Origin of the sequence: Microbacter sp. GSS18 (assembly GCA_029319145.1) — a bacterium.
Taxonomy (GTDB): Bacteria; Actinomycetota; Actinomycetes; order Actinomycetales; family Microbacteriaceae; genus Microbacterium.
This window is the reverse complement of sequence record CP119753.1, coordinates 1,206,541-1,231,040: the sequence shown is the minus strand read 5'-3', so window position 1 is coordinate 1,231,040 and position 24,500 is coordinate 1,206,541. Positions and strand designations below refer to the sequence as shown.

Annotated in this window: 25 protein-coding genes; 14 read left to right on the top strand and 11 right to left on the bottom strand. The window is 71.1% G+C overall.

From position 1 onward, the window contains the following. Positions 1–13 precede the first annotated feature (13 nt). Genes P0L94_05820 through tkt form a run of 3 tightly spaced genes read right to left on the bottom strand, consistent with a single transcriptional unit; the run spans position 14 to position 4,840 of the window. Positions 14–1,636, bottom strand: a complete 1,623-nt coding sequence (locus P0L94_05820) for a hypothetical protein (GenBank protein ID WES65583.1) — start codon at positions 1,634–1,636, stop codon at positions 14–16. Then, positions 1,633–2,754 (bottom strand): transaldolase, encoded by a 1,122-nt coding sequence (gene tal / locus P0L94_05815; protein WES65582.1) that lies wholly within the window; start codon positions 2,752–2,754, stop codon positions 1,633–1,635. The genes P0L94_05820 and tal overlap by 4 nt, the downstream gene beginning before the upstream one ends. Before the next feature lie 19 nt (positions 2,755–2,773). After that, positions 2,774–4,840: a transketolase gene (tkt, locus tag P0L94_05810; protein WES65581.1), complete on the bottom strand. Its 2,067-nt coding sequence runs from the start codon at positions 4,838–4,840 to the stop codon at positions 2,774–2,776. 519 nt (positions 4,841–5,359) lie between these two features. Between tkt and P0L94_05805 the strand changes: the two genes are divergently transcribed. Beyond that, entirely contained in the window at positions 5,360–6,301 is a 942-nt protein-coding gene (locus P0L94_05805; protein ID WES65580.1) for a heme o synthase, read from the top strand. Between the two features lie 9 nt (positions 6,302–6,310). On the opposite strand, the gene P0L94_05800 is transcribed toward P0L94_05805, so the two are convergent. From P0L94_05800 to P0L94_05790, 3 genes are all read right to left on the bottom strand, one after another. Next, a complete protein-coding gene (locus P0L94_05800) occupies positions 6,311–6,436 on the bottom strand; it encodes a hypothetical protein (protein WES65579.1) in 126 nt (41 codons plus the stop codon). 229 nt (positions 6,437–6,665) lie between these two features. Then, positions 6,666–7,094: a hypothetical protein gene (locus P0L94_05795; protein ID WES65578.1), complete on the bottom strand. Its 429-nt coding sequence runs from the start codon at positions 7,092–7,094 to the stop codon at positions 6,666–6,668. Positions 7,095–7,193: 99 nt separating this feature from the next. Beyond that, on the bottom strand, positions 7,194–8,150 hold the full coding sequence (locus P0L94_05790) for a COX15/CtaA family protein (GenBank protein ID WES65577.1): 957 nt from the start codon (positions 8,148–8,150) through the stop codon (positions 7,194–7,196). A 280-nt stretch (positions 8,151–8,430) separates the two neighbouring features. Here P0L94_05790 and sufB point away from each other — a divergent pair, with 280 nt between their 5' ends. From sufB to P0L94_05730, 12 genes are read left to right on the top strand one after another with little or no spacing between them, the layout of a single operon-like run. After that, positions 8,431–9,834, top strand: coding sequence for a Fe-S cluster assembly protein SufB (gene sufB, locus P0L94_05785; GenBank protein ID WES66296.1), 1,404 nt, complete (start codon positions 8,431–8,433; stop codon positions 9,832–9,834). Beyond that, complete coding sequence (gene sufD, locus P0L94_05780; protein WES65576.1) at positions 9,835–11,043, top strand: Fe-S cluster assembly protein SufD; 1,209 nt, start codon at positions 9,835–9,837, stop codon at positions 11,041–11,043. Beyond that, a complete protein-coding gene (locus P0L94_05775; GenBank protein ID WES65575.1) occupies positions 11,040–11,366 on the top strand; it encodes a non-heme iron oxygenase ferredoxin subunit in 327 nt (108 codons plus the stop codon). The genes sufD and P0L94_05775 overlap by 4 nt, the downstream gene beginning before the upstream one ends. Before the next feature lie 5 nt (positions 11,367–11,371). Beyond that, entirely contained in the window at positions 11,372–12,145 is a 774-nt protein-coding gene (gene sufC / locus P0L94_05770) for a Fe-S cluster assembly ATPase SufC (protein WES65574.1), read from the top strand. Between the two features lie 17 nt (positions 12,146–12,162). Beyond that, complete coding sequence (locus P0L94_05765) at positions 12,163–12,492, top strand: metal-sulfur cluster assembly factor (protein WES65573.1); 330 nt, start codon at positions 12,163–12,165, stop codon at positions 12,490–12,492. 43 nt (positions 12,493–12,535) lie between these two features. Further along, positions 12,536–13,696, top strand: coding sequence for an aminotransferase class I/II-fold pyridoxal phosphate-dependent enzyme (locus P0L94_05760; protein ID WES65572.1), 1,161 nt, complete (start codon positions 12,536–12,538; stop codon positions 13,694–13,696). Then, the gene (locus P0L94_05755) at positions 13,693–15,069 is read left to right on the top strand and encodes an MFS transporter (GenBank protein WES65571.1); all 1,377 of its coding nucleotides are present in this window, start codon (positions 13,693–13,695) and stop codon (positions 15,067–15,069) included. The genes P0L94_05760 and P0L94_05755 overlap by 4 nt, the downstream gene beginning before the upstream one ends. A 16-nt stretch (positions 15,070–15,085) precedes the next feature. Next, on the top strand, positions 15,086–16,030 hold the full coding sequence (locus tag P0L94_05750) for a siderophore-interacting protein (GenBank protein ID WES65570.1): 945 nt from the start codon (positions 15,086–15,088) through the stop codon (positions 16,028–16,030). Next, complete coding sequence (locus P0L94_05745) at positions 16,027–17,055, top strand: iron chelate uptake ABC transporter family permease subunit (GenBank protein ID WES65569.1); 1,029 nt, start codon at positions 16,027–16,029, stop codon at positions 17,053–17,055. The genes P0L94_05750 and P0L94_05745 overlap by 4 nt, the downstream gene beginning before the upstream one ends. Further along, on the top strand, positions 17,052–18,098 hold the full coding sequence (locus tag P0L94_05740) for an iron ABC transporter permease (protein WES65568.1): 1,047 nt from the start codon (positions 17,052–17,054) through the stop codon (positions 18,096–18,098). Before P0L94_05745 ends, P0L94_05740 begins: the two co-directional genes overlap by 4 nt. Beyond that, positions 18,095–18,907, top strand: coding sequence for an ABC transporter ATP-binding protein (locus P0L94_05735; GenBank protein WES65567.1), 813 nt, complete (start codon positions 18,095–18,097; stop codon positions 18,905–18,907). Before P0L94_05740 ends, P0L94_05735 begins: the two co-directional genes overlap by 4 nt. Positions 18,908–18,927: 20 nt before the next feature. Beyond that, positions 18,928–19,965: an ABC transporter substrate-binding protein gene (locus P0L94_05730; GenBank protein WES65566.1), complete on the top strand. Its 1,038-nt coding sequence runs from the start codon at positions 18,928–18,930 to the stop codon at positions 19,963–19,965. An 87-nt stretch (positions 19,966–20,052) separates the two neighbouring features. Here the strand turns inward: P0L94_05730 and P0L94_05725 are convergent, their stop codons facing one another. Next, complete coding sequence (locus P0L94_05725) at positions 20,053–20,688, bottom strand: biotin transporter BioY (protein WES65565.1); 636 nt, start codon at positions 20,686–20,688, stop codon at positions 20,053–20,055. 116 nt (positions 20,689–20,804) lie between these two features. On the opposite strand from P0L94_05725, the gene P0L94_05720 reads away from it, so the two are divergent. Further along, positions 20,805–22,403 carry an ABC-F family ATP-binding cassette domain-containing protein gene (locus P0L94_05720; GenBank protein ID WES65564.1) on the top strand — a complete coding sequence of 533 codons (1,599 nt, stop codon included), beginning with the start codon at positions 20,805–20,807 and terminating at the stop codon, positions 22,401–22,403. Between the two features lie 31 nt (positions 22,404–22,434). Here the strand turns inward: P0L94_05720 and P0L94_05715 are convergent, their stop codons facing one another. The 4 genes from P0L94_05715 to P0L94_05700 are packed head-to-tail and all read right to left on the bottom strand — an operon-like array spanning position 22,435 to position 24,467. Then, positions 22,435–23,322 (bottom strand): SURF1 family protein, encoded by an 888-nt coding sequence (locus P0L94_05715; protein ID WES65563.1) that lies wholly within the window; start codon positions 23,320–23,322, stop codon positions 22,435–22,437. A gap of 8 nt (positions 23,323–23,330) precedes the next feature. Next, positions 23,331–23,552, bottom strand: coding sequence for a hypothetical protein (locus tag P0L94_05710; protein WES65562.1), 222 nt, complete (start codon positions 23,550–23,552; stop codon positions 23,331–23,333). Continuing rightward, complete coding sequence (locus P0L94_05705) at positions 23,549–23,929, bottom strand: DUF3099 domain-containing protein (GenBank protein ID WES65561.1); 381 nt, start codon at positions 23,927–23,929, stop codon at positions 23,549–23,551. The genes P0L94_05710 and P0L94_05705 overlap by 4 nt, the downstream gene beginning before the upstream one ends. A gap of 55 nt (positions 23,930–23,984) precedes the next feature. Further along, positions 23,985–24,467 (bottom strand): DUF4190 domain-containing protein, encoded by a 483-nt coding sequence (locus tag P0L94_05700; GenBank protein ID WES65560.1) that lies wholly within the window; start codon positions 24,465–24,467, stop codon positions 23,985–23,987. Positions 24,468–24,500: the final 33 nt, after the last annotated feature.

Sequence of the window (24,500 nt, the reverse complement as noted above, 5' to 3'; positions counted from 1 at the left end):
GGGGGAGGGACTCCTATTGGGCGGCTTCGAAGAGCGAGAGCACTTCGATCTGAGGGTCGGTCAGGGTGAGAGTCACGACCGGGCGTCCATGGCCGTTCGCGAGGACGTCGGCGTCGCCGGCGGCCTGGGCTTCGATGAGCTGGCTGAAGGTGAACGGACGGCCGGGGATCTCGAGATCCACGTCGGTCCGCTCGAGGATCTGCACGAATACGCCGTTCGCGGGCCCGCCCTTGTGGTACTGGCCCGTCGAGTGGAGGAACCGAGGTCCCCACCCGAACGTCGTCGGCTTGCCCGAGTCGGCGGCGATCATCTCGCGCAGACCCTGCAGCTGCGGCAGCTCGAGGCGGTTGACGTACGCCTGCACGGCGACGTAGCCGCCGTCGGGCACGACGGCCCACAGGGCGTCGAGGACGCCCGCGACGGTGCCGGATGCCGCCAGTGCCGGATCCGAGACCCGCACCTCGACGCCGTCGGCGGTGAAGGCCGGCGCCTGCGGCGTCGGCCGTGCCTCGAGCAGACCGCGCGCGGCGGCCTTGGCCGACTCGACGTCGGGCTGGTCGAACGGATTGATGCCGAGCATGCGCCCCGCGATCGCCGTGGCGTACTCCCACACCACGAATTGCGCGGCGAGCGAGCCGCTGACGAGGATCTCGCCGACGTGACGCTCGAAGAGGTGGAACTCGTCGGCTTCGTCGACGAGGCGCAGCAGCTGCACGTCGTCCCCGGGTTCGTCGACCTCCGGCGAGACGGGGAGCAGGACGACCGGCAGGATGCCCGTGCCGTCCTTGCCCGTCGACTCGGCGACGAGCTGCTCGATCCAGTCGGGCAGGCCCACGATGTGGGTGCCGTCGGTGATCAGACCCAGCTTGTCGCGTCGGGGCGAGCCGCCGGCGATCGCCGCGGCGAGCACCAGCGCGGGGTTGTCGGGGCTGTCGATCGCGACCTCGAGCAGTGTCGCGTCGGCCTCGTCGAGCAGCTCGCCGATGTCGGCGCCGGCCAACCCCGCCGGCACGAGGCCGAAGGCGGTGAGCGCCGAGTACCGGCCGCCGACGCTCGGGTCCGCGTTGAAGACGCGGTAGCCGTCGGCGCGGGCGGACTGGTCCAGCGGAGAACCGGGATCGGTCACGACCACGATGCGCTCGGAGGGGTCGATGCCGAGATCGCGGAACGCGGCCTCGAAGGCGCGCTTCGCCGAGTCGGTCTCGACGGTCGAGCCCGACTTGGACGACACCACGAGCAGCGTCTGCGTGAGCCCGCCCGACTCGGGGTCGCCGTCGAGCGCGGCGAGCACCTGACCGGGCGAGGTGGAGTCGAGGATCACCAGCGGGATCCCCGCCGTGCGTGCGATGACCTCGGGAGCGAGCGATGAGCCTCCCATTCCGGCCAGCACGACCCGGGTGACCCCGCGCGCGACGAGGTCGGCGCGCAGCGCCTCGATCTCGGCCACCAGCGGGCGTGAGACGCTGACCGCCTGGACCCAGCCGAGACGCTGCGACGCCTCGGACTCGGCGTCCGCGCCCCACAGCGACGCATCGCCGGCCGTGATGCCCGACGCGATCAGATCCGCGACGAGGCCCGGCAGGGTCTCGTCCACCACCGACTTCACGTGGCCGGTGACGTGGATCTCGAAGCTCATCGCGTCGACTCCAGCGCGTCTTCCAGCGCGGTCTTCACGGTGTTCTGGAGGTCGTGCCACGAGGCGATGAACTTGTCGACGCCTTCGTCCTCGAGGACCTGGGTGACGTCGGCGAAGTCGACGCCGATGCTCGCGAGGGCGTCGAAGTGGGCGTGCGCGTCGCCGTAGTTCGCCGTGACGGTGTCGCCCTCGACCACGCCGTGGTCGAAGGTGGCCTCGAGGGTCTTCTCGGGCATCGTGTTCACCGTGCCGGCGGCGACGAGCTCGGTGACGTAGAGGGTGTCGGGCAGCGCCGGGTCCTTCACGCCGGTCGAGGCCCACAGCGGACGCTGCACCTTGGCGCCGGCGGCGACGAGCGCCGTGGCCTTCTCCTCGGCGAACTTCTGCTCGAACAGCTCGTACGCCAGGCGCGCGTTGGCCACGCCCGCCTTGCTCTTGAGGGCCTCGGCGGCGTCGGTGCCGATCGCGGTGAGGCGCTTGTCGACCTCGGTGTCCACGCGCGAGACGAAGAACGACGCGACCGACTCGATCGTGGCCAGGTCGATGCCCGCCGCCTGGGCCTTGGCGAGCCCCGCGAGGTAGGCGTCGATGACCTCGGCGTACCGCTCCAGCGAGAAGATCAGCGTGACGTTGACGCTGATGCCCGAGCCGATGACCTCGGTGATCGCGGGGAGCCCGGCCTTGGTCGCGGGGATCTTGATCAGCGCGTTGGGACGGTCCACCCGCTCCCACAGCGCCTTGGCCTGCGCGATCGTCTCGTCGGTGTCGTGGGCGAGGTCGGGGGAGACCTCGATCGACACGCGTCCGTCGACGCCGCCGGAGGCGTCGAACACGGGACGGAGGATGTCGCACGCGTCGCGCACATCGTCGGTGGTCGCGGCGAAGATCGCCTCGTCGACCGACGCGCCGGCCTTGGCGAGCTCGGTGATCTGTCCGGCGTACGCGGCGGCCCCGGAGCCGATCGCGCCCTGGAAGATCGTCGGGTTCGTGGTGACGCCGGAGATGTTGCGGGAGGTGATGAGGCCGGCGAGGTTGCCGGTCACGATCCGGTCGCGCGAGAGATCGTCGAGCCAGATGCTGACGCCTTCGGCGACGAGCTGTTCGGTGGGAGTGCTCATGGGTTGTCTCTCCTCGTACTCACTGTGCCGCCGCGACGGCGGCGAGGGATTCGCGTGCCGCCTCGACGACCGCTTCGGCGGTGAAGCCGAACTTCTGGAACAGGGTCTTGTAGTCGGCCGACGCGCCGAAGTGGTCGATCGCGACCGAGCGCCCGGCGTCGCCGACGATGCCCCGCCACGACAGGGCCGAACCCGCCTCGACCGACACGCGCGCCTTGACCGACGCCGGAAGCACGCTCTCGCGGTACGCCTCGTCCTGCTCGGCGAACCACTCCAGCGAGGGCGCCGACACGACGCGGGCGTTCACGCCGTCGGCGGCGAGGGTCTCGCGCGCCGCGACGGCGAGCTGGACCTCGGAGCCGGTGGCGATGAGGATCACGTCGGGCGTGCCGCCGGGTGCCTCGGCCAGGACGTAGGCGCCCTTCGCCGCTCCGGCGGCGGAGGCGAACACGTCGCCGTCGGCGTCGCCCTCGCCGCGCTCGAACACCGGGATGTTCTGACGGGTCAGCGCGATTCCGGCCGGACCCTCGCTTCGGCGGAGCATCTCGAGCCAGGCGGCGGCGGTCTCGTTGGCGTCCGCGGGACGCACGACCGTGAAGTTCGGGATCGCGCGCAGCGACGCGAGCTGCTCGATCGGCTGGTGTGTCGGCCCGTCCTCGCCGAGCGCGACCGAGTCGTGCGTCCACACGTAGATCGAGGGCACGTTCATCAGCGCCGCCAGACGCACGGCCGGACGCATGTAGTCGCTGAAGATCAGGAACGTGCCGCCGAAGGCGCGAGTCTTGCCGTGCAGCACGATGCCGTTCACGATCGCACCCATCGCGTGCTCGCGGATGCCGAAGTGCATCACGCGGCCGTACGGGTCGCCCGACCACTCGTCGGTCGACCACTCGGCCGGGACGAAGGACTTCGCCGACTTGATCGTCGTCAGGTTCGACTCGGCCAGGTCGGCCGAGCCGCCCCACAGCTCGGGCAGCACCGATGCGAGGCCGTTGATGACCTGTCCCGACGCGGCGCGCGTCGACACGTCCTTGCCGGCCTCGAACGTCGGCAGCGCGGCCTCGAGGTCCGCGGGCAGCTCTCCGGCCTCCAGACGGTCGAACAGCGCCTTGCGCTCGGGGTTGGCCGCAGCCCACGCGTCGAACTTCTCCTGCCACGTCGCACGGATCCCGGCGGCGCGGTCCGCGAGCCCGCGGGTGCGGTCGATGACGTCGTCGGCGACGACGAAGCTCTGCTCCGGGTCGAAGCCGAGGACGTCCTTGGTGGCGGCGAGCTCGTCGGCGCCGAGCGCCGAGCCGTGGATCTTGCCGGTGTTCTGCTTGCCGGGCGCCGGCCAGCCGATGATCGTCTTCAGCACGATCAGCGACGGCTTGTCGGTCGCGGCCTTGGCCGCCTCGATGGCGGCGTACAGCTCGGCGACGTCCTCGACGTACTCGCCGGTCTTCTTCCAGTCGACGGTCTGCACCTGCCAGCCGTAGGCCTCGTAGCGCTTCACGACGTCCTCGGTGAAGGCGATGTCGGTGTCGTCCTCGATCGAGATCTGGTTCGAGTCGTAGATGGCGATGAGGTTGCCGAGCTGCTGGTGACCGGCCAGGCTCGAGGCCTCGCTCGTGACGCCCTCCTGCAGGTCGCCGTCCGAGGCGATCACGTAGACGTAGTGGTCGAAGGGGCTCTCGCCGGCCGGGGCCTCGGGGTCGAACAGACCCCGCTCGTAGCGGGCGGCATAGGCGAAGCCGACAGACGACGCCAGGCCCTGACCGAGCGGGCCGGTGGTGATCTCGACGCCGTCGGTGTGGCCGTACTCGGGGTGGCCCGGGGTGAGCGACCCCCACGTGCGCAGCGACTTCAGGTCGTCCAGCTCGAGGCCGAAGCCGCCGAGGTACAGCTGCACGTACTGCGTGAGCGAGGAGTGGCCCGCGGAGAGGATGAACCGGTCGCGGCCCACCCAATGCGTGTCGGCGGGGTCGTGGTTCATGACGCGCTGGTAGAGCAGGTAGGCCGCCGGCGCCAGGCTCATCGCCGTGCCGGGGTGGCCGTTGCCCACCTTCTCGACCGCGTCCGCGGCCAGGATGCGGGCCGTGTCCACGGCGCGCGCGTCGATCTCATCCCATAGCAAATCCGGCACTCGGTGACCTTTCCTGAGGGTGCACCCGCGGGAAGATCTCTCCGCGGACGCCCGTGACATGGGGGTCGGATCAGGAGGAGCTGCGCGAGCGCGAATGTGTGGTTCAGCTTAGCGAAGCGGCACGCCGCACGGGCGATGCGTCTCGTTGTGTGACATGCCGGGGTGACATGCCATCACGCTGATGTTACCGGTAACACTCTGCGTTCGGAAGTTCCGATCCTCACCGCCGGCGGAGGGTGGCCGCCGGCACGCGAGCAAGTATTGCGGGACGGGATGCCCCCGAGGTGTCGTCGGCGTGACGTCGCGATGTCGGTCTTCTCACGTCGCCCCGGCCCCGGCGAGAGGTCGATCGCACAGCGTGGCGGTCGGGATCGACCGCGACCCGGACGCTGCGGCGGACGTGGGGCCGGGGGGCGATCCGGTGGGGTGCGGGCCATGCCATAGAATGGGGTGGTTTCCTAGGCGGCGATTGCGGGGGCGATGGACATCACGACGACGGCGGGCGCGCGAACGCCCGTTCCGGCACCGCGAGACGTCCGCCCCTCCCTCGGCCGCACGATCCGCGCGTACATCGCGCTGACCAAGCCGCGCGTGCTCGAGCTGCTGCTGGTGACCACCGTTCCGGTGATGATCCTCGCCGAGGGCGGGTTCCCGTCGCTCTGGCTCGTCGTCGCGACCGTCATCGGCGGGTCGATGAGTGCGGGGTCGGCCGCGGCTTTCAACATGTACCTCGATCGGGACATCGACGCGCACATGCAGCGCACGGTGAACCGCCCGCTCGTGACCGGCGAGGTGTCGCCGCGGGGAGCGCTCGTGTTCGCGTGGGCGCTCGCGGTCGCGTCCACCGTATGGCTGTGGGCGACCACGAACCTCCTGGCGGCGGCGCTTTCGGCCGGCGCGATCTTCTTCTACGTCGTGATCTACACGATGATCCTCAAGCGCCGCACCGAGCAGAACATCGTGTGGGGCGGCATTGCCGGCTGCTTCCCGGTGCTGATCGGCTGGAGCGCGGTCACCGGCTCGCTCGCATGGCCGCCGGTGATCCTGTTCGTGCTCGTCTTCCTGTGGACCCCGCCGCACTACTGGCCGCTGTCGATGAAGTACAGCGACCAGTACGACTCCGTCGACGTCCCGATGCTCGGGGCGACCCGCCACGGGTCGCAGGTCGGTCTCCACGTCATCCTCTACACGTGGGCGACGGTGGTCAGCTCGCTCCTGCTGATCCCGGTGGCGGGCATGGGGCTGGTGTACACGGCATCCGCTCTCGTCTTCGGCGGATGGTTCATCTACGAATCGCACCGGCTGTACAACCGGGCGATCCGGGGCACCGAGCCGCGCCCGATGCGCGTCTTCCACGCATCGATCACGTATCTGACGCTGATCTTCGTGGCGATCGCGGTCGACCCGCTGCTGCCGTTCTGAGCCTGCGGCTCAGCGGATGCTGAGGCCGGCGTCCGGCGTGTAGCCCAGGGCGGGGTCGTAGCCCAGGTCCTCGAGGCCGCCGGTCAGCACCGTGAACTGGCCGGTCGGGGTGGCGGTGTATGCGAAGTCCTTCATGTCGGTTCCTTTCGATCCGGTGGTCTGACCACAAGGATGGCAGGATGGGCGTGAAGCGGCCTGTGGCTTTGCTATGCGAGGGCTGTGAGGGGCGTCGTGCCGCGGGGATGCTCAGGCGCGGGCGGCGGCGATGGCCGCGGCCGCCAGCCCCAGAAGCACCGCGGCCGTCGCGACCGACGCCGTCGTCATGACGGCAGGCTGGCGCGCGACGGCCGCGGCGGGCAGGGGGTCAGCGGGAGGCTACGGCGGGCGTCGCGTCGGCGTCCGCGTCGGCGTCCACCGCCTCGAACTGCGACGTGTAGCCGAGACCGCGCTCGTAGCCGTGCTCGCCGGCTGCGGTGCTCTCGTCGATCTCGTCCGCGGCATCGGCCGGCTCGACGACCTCGACGGGGGCCGCCGGGCGCAGCGACGCGAGCGATGCGATCGCGAGAGCGAGGAGGATGCCGACGACGCCCGCGCCGAGCAGCACGGCGCCGACGACCGCGAGCGACTGCCCGACATAGACCTCGACGCCGGTCGCGGTGCCGTCGGTGAGCGTCGTCGTCATGACGCCGAGTCGCTCGACGAGGATCACAGCGCCCGCCGCGGCGCTGCCGAGCGAGGCGATGACGAGGCCCCAGAAGGGGATGCGGGTGGCGAGACGGGGGCGGGTGGTCATGGGGTCTCCCAGGGTCGGGTCGGCTGGTGTGCGCGCCGACCGTGTCGCCGACGCGGTCCTCACCGTGCCAGGCGCGCTCGTGCGGTTCCCCGGAGCCGCCTATGCGTCGGCTGTGTGTGCGGGCACCGCGCGCAGGCGCAGCAGGAGCCCCGTCATCGTCGCGACCAGCAGCGCCGCGAGCACCATGTGGATGCCGACGGCCAGCTCGGGCAGTCCGTTGCGGGCCTGGTACAGGCCGATTCCGATCTGGACGAGCTCGACGACCAGCAGGGCGGCGGTCCAGGCGAGCACGCGCGGAGCGGTGCGGCGGATCCGCCACGCGAAGACCAGCAGAGCGAGCGTCAGGGCGAACAGCGCGTAGGCGGGCCACGCGTGAAGGTGCTCGAGCACCTCGACATCGAAGCCGTTGCGTCCGGCGTCCGCGTCGCCGGAGTGGGGGCCGGCGCCCGTGGTGAGCACGCCCACGACGACGGTGACGAGCAGGACGGCGGAGGCCGCGTGCGCGAGGATGCGGTGTGCGCGCGAGACCACGGGCTCGCGCGGACCGGCCGGCTCGCCCATGCGTGCCAGGAACGCGGCGGTCACCGCCACGAGCGTCAGCGAGGCGACGTAGTGGAAGCCCACGATGAACGGGTTCAGGCCGGTCAGGACCGTGATGCCGCCCACGATCGCCTGCGCGACCACGCCGGCGAGCACGATGACGGCGAGCGTGAACAGGTCCCGGCGCTCACGGCGGATGCGCAGCAGCAGCACGATCACGATGACCGCGAGGATGCCGACGAGGCCCGTGAGCGTCCGGTTGCCGAACTCGATGACGCCGTGGATCCCCATCTCGGGCGTCGGGACGAGCGATTCGGGGGTGCACGTCGGCCAGGTCGGGCAGCCGAGCCCCGAGCCGGTCAGCCGCACGGCTCCGCCGGTGCCGATGATGGTCACCTCGGCGAGGAACGACAGCCACGCGAAAACGCGCACGCGCGCGTCGACGCGGTCGGGCAGCCACCTCCAGAACGCGTTCCCCGAGGGGGAGGTGGTGCGGGAAGCGGTGTCTGCGGACATGCGGCGGGTTCTCCTGGGCCGTGGCGTGCACGGGCCGCGTCGGGCCCGTGCGGTTCTCGGTTCGTCCGGGGTGGGGGTGGAACCTGTAGAATCTGAGGGTCGGCTGCGGGCGTGGAATCGCGCCGCGCACCACTGACAGTCTAGGCGCGAGGTCAGCGCCGAAAAGTGAGGGCCCACCAGCGGCATCCCCTCCCGGTAACTCCACCGGGAGAGCAGGAATGCCGGGGCGGATGACACCGTTTGGACCCGGAGGAGAAAATCGACCATGTCTGATGTGCTGATCGACCGGCCGGAGCTCGAGGGCCTCGGCGTATACGAGTTCGGATGGCACGACCCGGACGCCGCGGGCGCCAGCGCCAGGCGCGGCATCTCCGAGGCGGTCGTGCGTGACATCTCGGCTCTCAAGAGCGAACCCGAATGGATGCTGAAGACCCGGCTGAAGGGCCTGCAGCTGTTCGGACGGAAGCCGATGCCGACCTGGGGTGCCGACCTCAGCGCCATCGACTTCGACAACATCAAGTACTTCGTGCGGTCCACCGAGAAGCAGGCCCAGACCTGGGAGGACCTGCCCGAGGACATCCGCAACACGTACGAGCGCCTCGGCATCCCCGAGGCCGAGCGCGCCCGGCTCGTCGCCGGCGTCGCCGCCCAGTACGAGTCCGAGGTGGTGTACCACCAGATCCGCGAGGACCTCGAAGCCCAGGGCGTGATCTTCATGGACACCGACACGGCGCTGCGCGAGCACCCCGAGTTCTTCGAGGAGTACTTCGGCACGGTGATCCCCGCCGGCGACAACAAGTTCGCCGCGCTGAACACCGCGGTGTGGTCGGGCGGATCGTTCGTTTACGTCCCCAAGGGCGTGCACGTGGAGATCCCCCTGCAGGCGTACTTCCGCATCAACACCGAGAACATGGGTCAGTTCGAGCGGACGCTGATCATCGCCGACGAGGACTCCTACGTCCACTACATCGAGGGCTGCACGGCGCCGATCTACAAGAGCGACTCGCTGCACTCCGCCGTCGTGGAGATCATCGTCAAGAAGAACGCCCGCGTGCGCTACACGACCATCCAGAACTGGTCGAACAACGTCTACAACCTCGTGACCAAGCGCGCCGTGGCCCACGAGGGCGCGACCATGGAGTGGGTCGACGGCAACATCGGCTCGAAGGTCACGATGAAGTACCCGTCGATCTTCCTCATGGGCGAGCACGCCAAGGGCGAGACCCTGTCGGTGGCCTTCGCCGGTCCCGGGCAGCACCAGGACGCCGGCGCGAAGATGATCCACATGGCGCCGTACACGCAGTCGTCGATCGTGTCGAAGTCCATCGCGCGCGGCGGAGGGCGCGCCGGCTACCGCGGCGAGGTCCGCGTCGACGAGAACGCCCACCACTCCGCCAACACCGTGCGATGCGATGCGCTGCTGGTCGACACGATCTCGCGTTCGGACACCTACCCGGCGATCGACATCCGCGTCGACGACGTGCAGCTCGGTCATGAGGCGACGGTGTCGAAGGTCAGCGAGGAGCAGCTGTTCTATCTGCAGTCGCGCGGCCTCCCCGAAGACGAGGCGATGGCCATGATCGTGCGCGGCTTCATCGAGCCGATCGCGCGCGAGCTGCCGATGGAGTACGCCATGGAACTGAACAAGCTCATCGAGATGGGCATGGAAGGATCGGTCGGCTAGATGACGACCACGACGCAGGCACCCGCGACGGTGCCGGGATCTCGGCCGCATTCGGACGGGGCCGGAGCGTTCGTTCCGGTGCAGACGCGATCGGAGCGCCCCCGCTCGTACGAGCCCGCCGACTTCGCCGCGCCCACCGGCCGCGAGGTGAATTGGAAGCATTCCCCCGTGGCACGGCTCGCGCCGCTCTTCGAGGACGTCGCCACAGACGACCGTCCCGGAGACGCCGCGGTGGACTACGCGGTGGAGGCCCCCGAGACGGCGGTCATCGGCGTCCTGCGGCCGGGCGAGGCGCCGCGCGGCGACGCCTTCGAGCCCGAGGACCTGCCGGCCGCGATCGCCTGGGCCCGCACCGACGAGGCGCTGCACGTGCGCATCCCGGCGGGCGTCGAACTCGACACCCCCGTGGTGATCGCCGCCACCGGCCGCGGCGCCGACCGTCGCGCGAACGCGCACATCGTCATCGAGGCGCAGGCCAACGCGCGCGGCACGGTGCTGCTGCGCCACGGCGGCAGCGCGCAGTACGCGCAGAACGTCGAGATCATCGCGGGAGACGGCTCGCACCTCGAGGTCGTCTCGGTGCAGGAGTGGGACGACGACACCGTGCACGCAGCCTCGCACCAGGCGCGCGTCGACCGCGACGCGACCCTGCGCCACATCGTCGTCAGCTTCGGCGGCGGCGTGGTGCGCGTCAACCCCAGCGTCGAGCTGACCGGCACGGGGTCCCGCGGCGAGCTGTTCGGGCTCAGCTACTCGGACGCCGGGCAGCACCTCGAGAGCCAGGTGTTCCTGCACCACAAGGGCGCGTCGACCTCGGGTGATGTGCTGTACAAGGGCGCCCTGCAGGGCGAGAGCGCCCGGAGCGTCTGGATCGGAGACGTCCTCATCGGACCGGATGCCGTCGGCACCGACTCGTACGAGGCGAACCGGAACCTCGTCCTCACCGACGGCGCCCGCGCCGACTCGATCCCGAACCTCGAGATCGAGACCGGGGACATCCGGGGCGCCGGCCATGCCAGCGCCACGGGACGCTTCGACGACGAGCAGCTGTTCTACCTGCAGTCGCGCGGCATCGCCGAGGACGAGGCGCGACGCCTGGTCGTGCTCGGCTTCCTCGCCGAGATCGTCCAGAAGATCGGGGTCGAGGACCTCGAGGCCGAGCTGTTCGCCTTGATCGAGACCGAACTCGCCCAGGAGGTTTCCCGATGACCGCACAGCGTGCCTGCGCCCTGAGCGACCTCGAGCAGGACAGCGCGCTGCGCGTCGAGATGGACGGCGTGGCCATCGCCGTCGTCCTCGACTCCAACGGCGAGGTGCACGCCATCGGCGACACCTGCACACACGGCGACATCTCGCTCGCCGAGGGCTTCGTCGACGGCGAGACGCTGGAGTGCTGGGCCCATGGCTCGGCCTTCTCGCTGCGCACCGGCAAGCCCCTGAACCTCCCCGCTTATGAGCCCGTCCCCGTATTCGAGGTCACCATCGACGGCGACGACGTGCTCATCGACACGAACGTGAAGAAGGAAGTCTGAACTCTATGTCTGTCCTCGAGATCCGCGACCTGCATGTGACGGTCGAGACCGAAGCCGGCACGACCCCGATCCTCAACGGCGTCACGCTGACCATCCGCACCGGCGAAACCCACGCCATCATGGGCCCCAACGGCTCGGGCAAGTCGACGCTGGCGTACACCATCGCCGGCCACCCCAAGTACACCGTCACCAGCGGCACGATCACCTTCGACGGTGAGGACGTGCTCGAGATGTCCGTCGACGAGCGCGCCCGCGCCGGCCTCTTCCTGGCGATGCAGTACCCCGTCGAGATCCCCGGCGTGACGGTCACGAACTTCCTGCGCACCGCCAAGACCGCGCTCGACGGCGAGGCCCCGTCGATCCGCACGTGGACGAAGGACGTCAAGGAGTCCATGAAGAACCTGCGCATGGACGCCAAGTTCGCCCAGCGCAACGTCAACGAGGGATTCTCGGGCGGTGAGAAGAAGCGCCACGAGATCCTGCAGCTCGAGGTGCTCAAGCCCAAGATGGCCGTCCTCGACGAGACCGACTCCGGTCTGGACGTCGACGCTCTGAAGATCGTGTCGGAAGGCGTGAACCGCGCCAAGGAGGCGACCGACCTCGGTGTGCTCCTCATCACGCACTACACGCGCATCCTGCGGTACATCCACCCCGACTTCGTGCACGTCATGGTGGGCGGCCGGATCGTCGAGGAGGGCGGCCCCGAGCTCGCCACGCGCCTCGAGGATGAGGGATACGACCGCTTCCTCGCGCCGCTCGCGGCCGATACCGACGCCTGAGACCCTAGAATCGTTACATGACCGCAATACTCGCGACCGAGAAGTACGACGAGGTCATCGAAGCGCTCAAGGACGTCATGGACCCCGAGCTGGGGATCAACGTCGTCGATCTGGGCCTGATCTACGATCTCGCGTGGGACGACGAGAACGACGCGCTGGTCATCCACATGACGCTCACGTCGGCCGGATGCCCGTTGACCGATGTGCTCGAGGAGCAGACGGCCCAGGCGCTGGACCAGGTGGTCGAGCGCTTCCGGATCAACTGGGTCTGGATGCCGCCGTGGGGTCCCGAGCGGATCACCGATGACGGGCGCGACATGATGCGCGCGCTCGGTTTCGCCATCTGACGAGCCCGGCCCCAGGCCGCGGCCCGAGAACGAGGACTGTGCCGTGAGTGTCGCGCCCCTCGAGGCCCTGCCCATCGACCAGCTGCGGCTGCGTTCGAGCACGAAGTGGCGGCGGTACCCCGAAGACGTGCTGCCGCTGTTCGTCGCCGAGACCGATTTCCCGCTCGCGCCGGGGGTCACGGCCGCGCTCGCGCGTGCCGTCGGACTCGGCGACACCGGGTACACGCCTCCCGACCCGGGCATCCGCGACGCGTTCGCGGCGTTCGCATCCCGGCGGTTCGGCTGGGCCGTGGACCCCGCGCGCGTGCGGACGACGTGCGACGTGATGATGGGCGTCGTCGAGATCCTGCGATCGGTGATCGAACCGGGCGACCGCGTCGTGGTGACGCCCCCGGTGTACCCGCCGTTCTACGACACGATCCCCGAAGCCGGCGGCGTCGTCGAACGCGTGCCGCTCGCCGAGACGGACGCCGGGTGGGAGCTGGATCTGGCGGGCGTCGAGGCTGCGCTGGCCGACGGTGCCCGCGCCGTTCTGCTGTGCAATCCCCACAATCCGACCGGCACCGCGCACGCTCGCGAGACTCTGGCCGCTCTCGCCGACATGGCCGCACAGCACGGCGCCGTGGTCGTCAGCGACGAGATCCACGCCCCTCTGGTCCAGCCCGGTGCCGCGTTCACGCCGTTCCTGACCGCATCGTCCGCCGCCGCGCGCATCGGCTATGCCGTCACCAGCGCGTCGAAGGCGTTCAACCTGGCCGGGCTCAAGTGCGCGCTCATGGTGACCGCCGACGATGCGACCACGCGCGTCGTGAACGCGATGCCGGCCGAGGTCGAGTGGCGCACCGGGCTGTTCGGCGCGATCGCCGGTGTCGCGGCGTTCTCGGAGGAGAGCGATGCGTGGCTGGACTCGCTGCTGGCCCGGCTGGACGAGAACCGCAGGCTGCTGGCGGATCTTCTCGCCGAGTACGTTCCGGGCGCCCGCTATCGCATCCCCGACGCGGGGTTCCTGGCGTGGGTCGACCTCACGGAGCTCGGGTGGGGGGACAACCCGGCGGTGAGGATCCGCCGCGAGGCCCGCGTGGCCCTTCATCTCGGGCCCCACTTCGGCGAGCAGGGACGCGGCCACGTGCGCATCAACTTCGGCTGCTCGCCCGACGTGCTGCGCGAGGCCGTCGAGCGCATCGGCGCGCTGCGGCACACGTGAGCGCCTCGCCCGCGGGCATCTGGCAGTCCCGCAACGTCTGGGTGACCGGCGGCGCCGTCGCCCTCATCTTCCTCGGGGCGCTCGAGTCCCTCGCCGTGACGACCGTCATGCCGGTCGTCGCGGAAGACCTCGGTGGCACCGCGCTGTACGCCGTGGCGTTCTCGGGCACCTTCGCCGCGAGCGTCATCGGCATGGTGGCCGCGGGCGCCTGGTGCGACCGCAGGAGCCCGCTGGGCGCGCTGGCGACGGCCGTCGGGCTGTTCGTGCTGGGCCTGCTGGTGGCCGGGCTCGCCGGCGACATGGCGGTGCTCGTGGTGGGTCGCCTGCTGCAGGGGCTCGGGGCGGGCGGGCAGACCGTCGCGCTGTACGTCGTCATCGCGCGTGTGTACCCCGCATCGCAGCACGGCCGCGTCTTCGCGGCCTTCGCCGCGGCGTGGGTGATCCCGTCCCTCATCGGCCCCGTGCTCGCGGGCGCCGTGGCCGAGTTCCTGCACTGGCGGTGGGTGTTCCTGGGCGTGGCGGTGCTCACCGTCATCGCCTTCGCCCTCGTGTGGATGCGGATCCGCACGATGGCGCTGGCGACCGAGCACCCCGAGCGCTCCGCCGTCGGATCGCGCCTGGGCTGGGCCGTGCTGGTCGCCGTCGCGGCCCTCGCGCTGAGTCTCGCACCCGAGGCGGGGGCGTGGATGCCGGTCATCGTGATCGCCGCCATCGCGGTGATCGCGGTGGGGATCCGTCCGCTCGTGCCCCGCGGGACGCTGCGGGCGGAGCGGGGCCTGCCGAGCGTCGTGCTCATGCGGGGCATGATCGCGGGATCGCTCTTCGGCGCCGAAGTGTACCTGCCGTACCTGCTCATCGCCGAGTACGGGCTCTCGCCGGTGTGGGCGGGCGCGGGGCTCACGGCGGCCGCGGTGCTGTGGGCGACCGGCTCCGCCGTCCAGGGGCGATGGGGGGACGCCCTGGGCAGCACGCGGATCGCGGTCGTGGGCGTCTCGCTGCTCGCGATCGCCACCGCGATCGCGACGGCCACGGCCGCGTGGCATCTCGCGCCCGCGGTGGTGGTCGTCGGGTGGGCGCTGGCCGGCGCCGGGATGGGGCTGATGTATCCGCGCCTCGCGGTGCTCACGCTGTCGTATTCGACGGCCCAGAACCAGGGCTTCAACTCCTCGGCGCTGTCGATCTCGGATTCCGTGGGCGCGGCGACGGTGACCGCACTGCTCGGCGTGGCCTTCTCGGCCGTCGGGGGAGGGGTCGCAGCGTTCACGACGGTGTTCGCCCTCGCGACCGTGGTCGGCGTGGCGGCCCTCGTGCCCGGGCTGCGGCTGGACCGCGGCGCGCGAAGCGACGTCGGATTTGAGGTCGACAGTAGGTAAGGCTAGCCTTACTGCCATGACGACTCCGACAGCGGTGCTGGCGCGGCCGGCATACCGGCCGTACATCGCCCGCGTGTCCGGGGCGCGTCGTCTGTCGCCCCACTTCGTCCGCGTGACCCTGACCGGCGACGACTTCGACGTGTTCGGGACGGCAGGGCTGGACCAGCGCGTGAAGCTGCTCGTGCCCCACGCCGACGGATCGGTGTCGGACGTCGGCCAGCGTGAGCAGGCGGTGATCGATGACGGCTCCTGGTACGACCGGTGGCGCGACCTGCCCGACGCGGCCCGCAATCCGCTGCGCACCTACACGATCCGGCGGATCGACCCCGCCGCGCGCGAACTCGACATCGACATCGTCCTGCACCACGACGCGGGCCCCGCGGGGTCGTGGGCGCAGCAGGCTCGTCCGGGCCAGGAGATCGTGGTCGTGGGCCCCGACGAACGCAGCGACATGCGCCGCATCGGCCTCGACTGGCACCCGGGCACGGCCCGCCGCGTGCTCCTGGCCGGCGACGAGACCGCCGCGCCCGCGATCTGCGCGATCCTCGAGTCGCTCGACGCGTCGTGGGACGCGGATGCGTTCATCGAGGTGCCCACCGCCGCGGATCGCCTGGACATCGCGGCCGCGCCCTCGACGCGGGTGACGTGGGCCGTGCGCGGCCGGCGCCCGCACGGCACCGCCCTCACGGACGCCGTCACCGCGTGGAGCGCACGGCACACGGAACTGCTCGCCGAGGCCGCCGCGCCGCGCCGGCAGGAGCTCGCCGACATCGATGTCGACCGCGAGCTGCTGTGGGACAGCCCCGGCGACGGCGAGGGCGACTTCTACGCGTGGATCGCGGGGGAGGCCGGCACCGTCAAGACGCTTCGCCGGCATCTCGTGCAGGGATGCGGCGTCGACCGTCGCCGCGTCGCGTTCATGGGGTACTGGCGGCTCGGTCAGTCCGAGCGGCAAGGGTGAGTGCGGCCCTGACCGCGACGCCACCGCGCATCACCCGCGGCGTCGCGGTGCTCATCGTGGGCGTCGTCGTGCTCGCCGCTGCGGTGCTGACGAGCCTCATGGTCGGCGCGCGCCCCGTCGCGCCCGGCGTGGTGATCCAGGCCCTCGTGAACCCCGATCTCGGCCTGGGAGATCACATCGTCGTCGTCACGCAGCGTCTTCCCCGCACCGTGATCGGCCTGCTCGCGGGCGCCGCCCTCGCCGTGGCCGGCGGGCTCATGCAGGGACTGACCCGCAACCCCCTCGCCGACCCCGGACTGCTCGGGGTCAACGCCGGCGCGTCGGTCGCGGTGCTCATCGCGATCACGGCGCTCGGGATCGTCCATCCCGCCGGATTCGTGTGGTTCGCCTTCGGCGGCGCCGCGCTGGCGGCCGTCCTGGTCTCCGCCATCGGCTCCGCCGGACGCGACGGCGCGAGCCCCGCGAAGCTCGCGCTGACCGGCGCCGCCCTCACCGCGGGGCTGACGTCGGTCGCCATGTTCGTGCTCACCACGAACCAGGCCGCCCTCAACACGTACCGATTCTGGTCGGTGGGATCACTCACGGGCCGCGGACTCGACACGGCCCTGGCTCTCGCGCCCGTCATCCTCGTCGGAATCGTGCTGGCCCTCGTCAGCGGCGTCGGGCTGAATCTGCTCGCCCTCGGCGACGACACGGCGCGGGGCCTCGGGCACAGCGTCGGACGGACGCGCGTGCTGGGCATCGCGACGGTCGTGATGCTGTGCGGCTCCGCCACGGCCATCGCCGGTCCGCTGGTGTTCGTCGGGCTCGTCGTCCCGCACGTCGTCCGCGCGCTCGTCGGGACGGACTATCGATGGATCCTCGCGGCGAGCGCCCCCCTGGGCGGTGCGCTGCTGCTGTTCGCGGACGTGATCGGCCGCGTCATCGCCGAGCCGTCCGAGGTCGAGGCGGGTCTCGTCGTCGCCTTCATCGGCGCGCCGGTGCTCATGGCGCTCGTGCTTCGGCGCAAGGCGGTGGCGCTGTGAGCACCGCCGGACCCACCACGACCGCGCGTGGCGCGACCGACGCGGTGCGTGCGCACACGCGCCGCCGCACCGCCGGCGTGGGGGCGTCGATCGGCGCCGTCCTGGCGCTCGCGATCGTCGTGTCGATGCTCGTCGGCGACTACGACCTCTCGCCCGCCGGGGTGGCGCGGGCGCTGTTCGGCTCGGGATCGAACATCGACGTCTACATCGTCACGCAGGTGCGTCTGCCGCGCACGCTGATCGCCGTGCTGTGCGGCGCGGCGCTGGGGATCGCGGGCGCCCTGTTCCAGACGCTGCTGCGGAACCCGCTCGCCAGCCCCGATCTGCTGGGCGTGAGCGGCGGTGCCGGCGTGGCGGCCGTCTGGGCGACCCTGATCCTGGGCCTGTCGGGCGCGGCGGTCGCGGCATCCGCCTTCGCGGGAGGTCTCGTGGTCGCCATGGTGCTGCTGGTGGCGGCGCGCCGGCTCTCCGACGGCGGCTATCGGCTCGTGCTCGCCGGCGTCGGCATCGCATTCCTGTGCGCGGCCGTCATCGGCTACCTGCTCAAGCGTGCGCAGATCACGCAGGCGCAGTCGGCGCTCGTGTGGATCACCGGGAGCATCGGCGCCACCGGGTGGTCCGACGTCCTGGTCGTCGGAGCCGTGCTGCTGGTCGCGGCGCCGATGATCGTCGCGGCCTCCCGGATGCTGACGGTGCTCGAGCTCGGCGACCACCTCGCCGCCGGTCTCGGCGTCCGCCCCGTCCTCGCGCGCATCGGCATCGTCGCGGCCGCCGTGCTCCTGGCCGCCGCGTCCACCGCCTTCATCGGCCCCGTCGCCTTCGTGGCGCTGTGCGCGCCGCCCATCGCGCGCGCCCTGCTCGGGCGCGGCACCGTCGGCATCGCCACGAGCGGCGCGATCGGCGCCCTGATCCTGCTCGCCGCCGACCTCGTGGCGCAGCACGCCTTTCCGGGGCTGACCGTCCCCGTCGGCGTGATCACGGGGGCCGTCGGCGCACCGTACCTGCTGTGGCTGCTGGCCACCTCGAGAGGAGGACGCCTGTGAGCGCTCCACGCCTGCGTGCGCACACGCTCGCCGCGGGGTATCCCGACCGGCGCGTCATCGACGGGCTCGACGTCGACGTCACGCCCGGGGTGATCACCGCGATCATCGGCGCGAACGCCAGCGGCAAGTCGACGCTGCTGTCGACCCTCGCGAGGCTGCTCCCGCCGCTGGCCGGCGCGGTCACCCTCGACGGGATCGATCTGCGCGGCATACCGCGCCGCGAACTCGCCCGCACCCTCGGGATCCTGCCGCAGCAGCCCACCGCGCCCGACGGCCTCACCGTCGCCGAGCTCGTCGGCCGCGGGCGCTATCCCCACCGGGGCCTGCTGGGACGGTGGGGGAGGGATGACTCGCGGGCGGTCGACGACGCACTGGCCGCGACCGGCATGACCGAGCTCGCCGACCGCCCGATCGGCGAGCTGTCGGGCGGACAGCGGCAGCGGGCGTGGATCGCGATGGCGCTGGCGCAGGATCCCCGGATCCTGTTGCTCGACGAGCCGACGACGTTCCTCGACCTCAGCCACCAGCTGGACGTGCTCGATCTGCTCGTCCGGCTCAATCGCGATCGCGGCACGACCGTCGTGGTCGTCCTGCACGACCTCAATCTCGCCGCCCGCTACGCCGACAACCTCATCGTCATGTCCGACGGCGGCATCCTCGCGCACGGCGCCCCGCGCGACGTGCTCACCGCAGACGTCGTCGCGTCGGCCTTCGGGCTCGAAGCCCTCGTGATCCCCGATCCACTGACCCACACCCCCCTCGTCATCCCCGTTCCGGGCGGTTCCCGCACCGCCGCGGACGGGGAGTGACCGCACCGAAAGGAACATCCATGACCCGTGTTCGCACACGAATCGGCATCGCCGCGACGACCGTCGCCGTCGCAGCCCTCGCTCTGACCGCCTGCTCCGGTGCCGGCGAGGAGACGCCGGCCGACGACGCGTCATCCGGGGCGTCCTCCGATGCGTTCCCGGTGACGATCGCCGACGCGTTCGGCGAGACCACCATCGAGGCCGAGCCCGAGCGGGTCGTCGCGTGGGGCTGGAGCGCCGCCGACGCCGTGCTCGCACTCGGCGTGGTGCCCGCGGCGATCCCCGCGCAGCCGTACGGCGGCGACGCGGACGGCGTGCTGCCCTGGATCCAGGAGGCTCTGGACGACATGGGCGCCGACGTCCCGGTCATCCTGGACTCCTCGACCAATGAGGTGCCGATCGAGGCGGTGGCCGCCGTCGACCCCGACCTCGTCCTCGCCCCGTACTCGGGCCTGACGCAGGAGGAGTACGACCAGCTCACGGGCCTCGGCATCCCCGTCGTGGCGTATCCCGATCAGCCCTGGGCGACGCCGTGGCGCGACGTCATCTCGATCACCGGCGAGGCGCTCGGGAAGTCCGCCGAGGCCGCTCAGCTGCTCGACGACATCGATGCCGAGATCTCGGCGCAGGCAGGCGCCCACCCGGAGTTCGCCGACGTGAGCGTCGCGCAGGTGTGGGACGTCGCGGGGACGTTCTACCTCTACCTCCCCGCCGACCCGCGCGTGGAGTTCACCGAGGATCTCGGCTTCACCACGGACGCGAGCGTCGCCGGTCTCGACACGGGCGAGTCGACGTTCTACACGACCGTCGGCTACGAGAGCCTCGACCGGATCACCAGCGACATCCTCGTGGCCTACGCCGACACGCAGGAGCAGCTCGACGCATTCCTCGCGTCCGACCAGGCGCGTCTGCTGCCGCAGGTCGAGGCCGGGACCGTCGCCGGTGTCGTGGGGCCCGCGCAGATCGCCGCGGTGTCGCCACCGACCGCGCTTTCGCTCACGTGGGGCGTGGACTCCTACGTGGACGCGCTGACGGACGCCGTCGCGGCGCTTCCGTAGCCGCGCGGACGACGCGAAAGCCCCGGCCGCCGGCCGGGGCTTTCGTCATGACGGGCGGATGCCGCGCGAGCGGGTCCGCTCGTCACGTCACTTCTTGGCGGCGTCCGCGCGGCGCACGAGCGCCCACGCGCCCGGGATGACGGCGGCGGCGATCGCCGCCTTGATGAGACCGCCGACGATGAACGGGAACAGTCCCGCCTCGAGCAGCTGCCAGAACGACAGCTCCAGCCCCATGACGCCGTTGAGGATGAGCGCCATGTACGGGATGCCGAAGAGGAAGGGCACGGCGCTCGCGGCTGCGAACCCGACGAACGCCAGCCACGGCTTGCGGTCCCACGCGCGCTCGGCGAACCAGCCGGCGACGAACGCCGAGAAGACGAATCCGACGATGAAGCCGAAGCTGGGGGTCGCGACGGCCGCGATCGAACCCGCGAAGCCGGCGAAGACGGGCAGGCCCGCGAGGCCGGCCAGCATGTAGACGGCGAGCGAGGTCGCACCGCGGCGGGCGCCGAGGGCCGCGCCGACGATGATGACGCCGAGCGTCTGGCCCGTGATCGGGACCGGCCACAGCGGGATGCTCACCTGGGCCAGGACGGCGACGAGGGCGGCACCGGCGACGACGAGGGTCGCATCCACGGCGAACGCGCGGGCGCGCGACGAGGGGCGCGCGATGACGTCCGCCAGGACGCGGCGACGGGACGGGGTGGGGGCGGCGAGAGTCATTCTTGGCTCCTTCGGCGTCGGGCGCGCGGCGGCGCCTCGGGTATTGCGACTTATACTAGGGGGCTGGCCGTCGGCCCACCCTTGTACCCCTTCACCGAACGAAACGGACATTCGCTGTGCTCGCCGTGCACGACCTCGAGATCCGCGTGGGAGCCCGCGTCCTCATGTCCGATGTCTCCTTCCGAGTTTCGGACGGCGACAAGATCGGCCTCGTCGGGCGAAACGGCGCCGGCAAGACGACGCTGACCAAGGTGCTCGCCGGCGATGTGCTGCCGTCGGACGGCCGCGTGGACCGCTCCGGCGAGCTCGGCTACCTTCCCCAGGACCCCCGCTCGGGAGACCCCGAGATGCTCGCCCGCACCCGCATCCTCGACGCGCGCGGCCTCGGCAGCCTGGCGATCGGCATGCGCGACGCGTCGCTGGCGATGGGTGACGACGATCCGGACGTCGCCGCCCGGGCGATGCGCAAGTACGCGAACCTCACCGAGCGGTTCGAATCCCTCGGCGGGTACGCGGCCGAGGCGGAGGCGGCGTCGATCGCCCACAACCTCTCGCTGCCCGATCGCATCCTCGACCAGCCGCTGAAGACCCTGTCGGGCGGACAGCGCCGTCGCATCGAGCTGGCGCGCATCCTGTTCTCGGACGCCCAGACGATGATCCTCGACGAGCCGACGAACCACCTCGACGCCGACAGCGTCGTGTGGCTGCGCGAGTTCCTCAAGGGCTACAAGGGCGGGCTCATCGTCATCAGCCACGACGTGGAGCTGGTCGGCGAGACGGTCAACCGCGTGTTCTATCTGGACGCCAACCGCCAGGTCATCGACGTGTACAACATGAACTGGAAGAACTACCTGCGCCAGCGGGTGGCCGATGAGGAGCGCCGCAAGAAGGAGCGCGCCAACATCGAGAAGAAGGCGACCGCGCTCCAGCAGCAGGCCGCGCGCTTCGGCGCGAAGGCGTCGAAGGCCGCGGCCGCCCATCAGATGGTCGCCCGTGCCGAGAAGATGCTGTCGGGTCTCGAGGACGTGCGCCAGGAGGACCGCGTCGCCAAGCTGCGCTTCCCCAAGCCCGCGCCCTGCGGCAAGACGCCGATCACGGCATCCGCCCTGTCGAAGTCGTACGGCTCGCTCGAGATTTTCACCGACGTCGACCTCGCTATCGATCGCGGCTCGAAGGTCGTCGTGCTGGGCCTCAACGGCGCCGGCAAGACGACGCTGCTGCGGATCCTCGCCGGCGTCGACCGCGCCGACACCGGCACCGTCGATGCCGGCCACGGCCTGAAGATCGGCTACTACGCGCAGGAGCACGAGAACCTCGATGTCGGCCGCTCGGTCCTCGACAACATGATGTCTGCGGCTCCGAACCTGAACGCGACCGAGGCCCGCAAGGTGCTCGGATCGTTCCTGTTCACGGGCGATGACGTCCTCAAGCCCGCCGGCGTCCTCTCGGGCGGCGAGAAGACCCGGCTGTCCCTGGCCACGCTGGTGGTCTCGAGCGCGAACGTGCTGCTGCTGGACGAGCCCACGAACAACCTCGACCCCGCCTCGCGCGAGGAGATCCTCGGCGCGCTCGCGCACTACGAGGGTGCCGTCATCCTCGTCTCGCACGACGAGGGCGCGGTCGAGGCCCTCAATCCCGAGCGCGTGCTCATCCTGCCCGACGGCGTGGAAGACATCTGGGGCCGGGACTACATCGACCTCATCACGCTCGCCTGAGCCCCCCGGCGCTCGTCGGCGGACCGACGCCTCAGCGCCGTCCGGCGGCGTCGAGCAGCGCGTCCTCGTCGTCGGCGTCGCGGTCGCGCCGTCGGCGCGGCTTGGCCACGGGGACCTCGGCGCGGGCGGGTGCCGGCTCGACGGTCCGCTCGGCGTCCTCAGCGGCATCCTCGCGGCGGTGCTGGATCTCGGTGCGGATGACGTAGCCGATGAACACGAAGCCCATGATGGCGAACAGGATCCACTGGATCGCGTACGACAGATGCGGGCCCGGGTCCTGCGACGGGTCCTCGATCGCGTTGGGCGCAGACGCCGGGGAGGGATCCTCGCTGAGCAGGATGCCGTAGGCGTCGACGATCATCGCGTCTCCGGCCTCGGCACCGAGCTCTTCGGCCACGAGCGGGAGGTTGATGGTGGGCACCTGGCCCTCGGGCGCCGAGCGTCCCGAGCGGGGGAGCGGCTCGCCCGGCTGGAGACGGGCGATGACCGTCACGTCGCCGGAGGGCGGCGCGGGGATGTCGTCGGGCAGCGGGCTCTGCGACCCGGGCAGAAGCCATCCGCGGTCGACGAGGAAGACACGGCCGTCGTCGAGGGCGAAGGGCACCAGCACCTCGAAGGCGGACGTGCCGCTGTGCGCACGGTTGCGGGCGAGCAGCTGCTCGTCGGCGAGGTAGCGCCCCGTGAGCACGACCGGCTGCCACTGGTCGGCGGGGTCGAAGGCGCTGCCGGCGGGGATCGCTTCAGCGAGCGGCAGGGGGTCGGCGTCGAAGTTGGCCTCGACGAGGTCGATCTGGCCGGTGCGCTCCTCGTTGCGGGCGAACTGCCAGTTGGCGAGGAACGCGCACGCGATCGCGAAGACGACGGCGAGGGCGATGTAGATCGCCCACCGGCCCGCCTTGGGCAGGTTCTGCATGCTCATGCCGCCGCTCATCGCGCCACCGGAGTGTCCGTCTCGAGCGGTCCGACCGACACGGGGAAGTCGCGCGCGGCGAGGAACTCGCGCAGATAGTCGCGATGCTCCGCGCAGGCGACCCACGTCTTCACGCGGTCGGCGGTGTGGATGCGCGGGTTGCGCCAGTCGATGCGCCAGGTCGCTGCGGCGCGGCAGCCGGCGCGGGAGCACACCGGCGCGTCGAGATCCGGGATCATGCCGGGGCGTCCCGATCGTCGACGTCCTGAGCCCGACCTGACCGCGGCGTCTCCTCGATGCGGATCACGCGGTCGCCGACGTCCGCCGGAGGAGCCGTCGGGGCGGTCGGCAGCGCGCGGGCCTCGGGAGCCTCCGGCTCGGTCGACCTCACGTCCGAGGCGACGTTCGCGGTGACCACGGCCACGTAGGGCAGGAACACCGCCGCGAGGCCGAAGACCCACGTGTACCAGCCGTACGGCGTGATGACGACCATCAGGATGAAGCAGACGACGCGGATCGCCATCATGATGAGGTACTTGCGGGAGCGCGCGGACGCCTCGTCGCGCGGTGCGCGCGGCAGTGACGTGGCCGACTGCGGCCGGTGCGAACTCTTCACGATCCCTCAAGCCTACGCCGCGACGGCGCAGCGGGATGCGTCGCGCTCGATCGGGTCAGCTGTAGGTGTAGGGGATGGTCGCGAACAGCGGTATGAGGATCGCGAAGACGAGGATGAAGCCGAGCACGCTGAGTCCGAGTCCGACCCAGCCGATGATCGTTCCCGCCAGGGCGAGGCCGTGCCCGTCCTCGCCGGTGCGCTTGATCTGCGACAGCGCCATGTGGCCGGTGATGACGCCCACGATCGAGCCGATGAACGGCACGATCACGAACGACGCGATCGAGGCGATGAGCGACACGATCGCGAGCGTGTTGGTCTTGTTCGCGGTGCCGTAGCCGGCGCTGCCGTACGTCGGCGCCGAGCCGTACGCGGGTGCCGCGCCGTACGCCGGCGGCGCCCCGTAGGCGGGCGGCGCCGCCTCGGTCTGGGCGGGCGGCGGCGGGGGATAGGCCGAGGGCGGAGGGTAGGCCGAGGGCGACGCGCCGCCGCTGGAGTCGGGGGGCTGGGGAGACGGTGCGCCGGACGTGTTGTCGCTCATGAGACGACCCTTTCTCGCTGTGCCCTCAGCGTC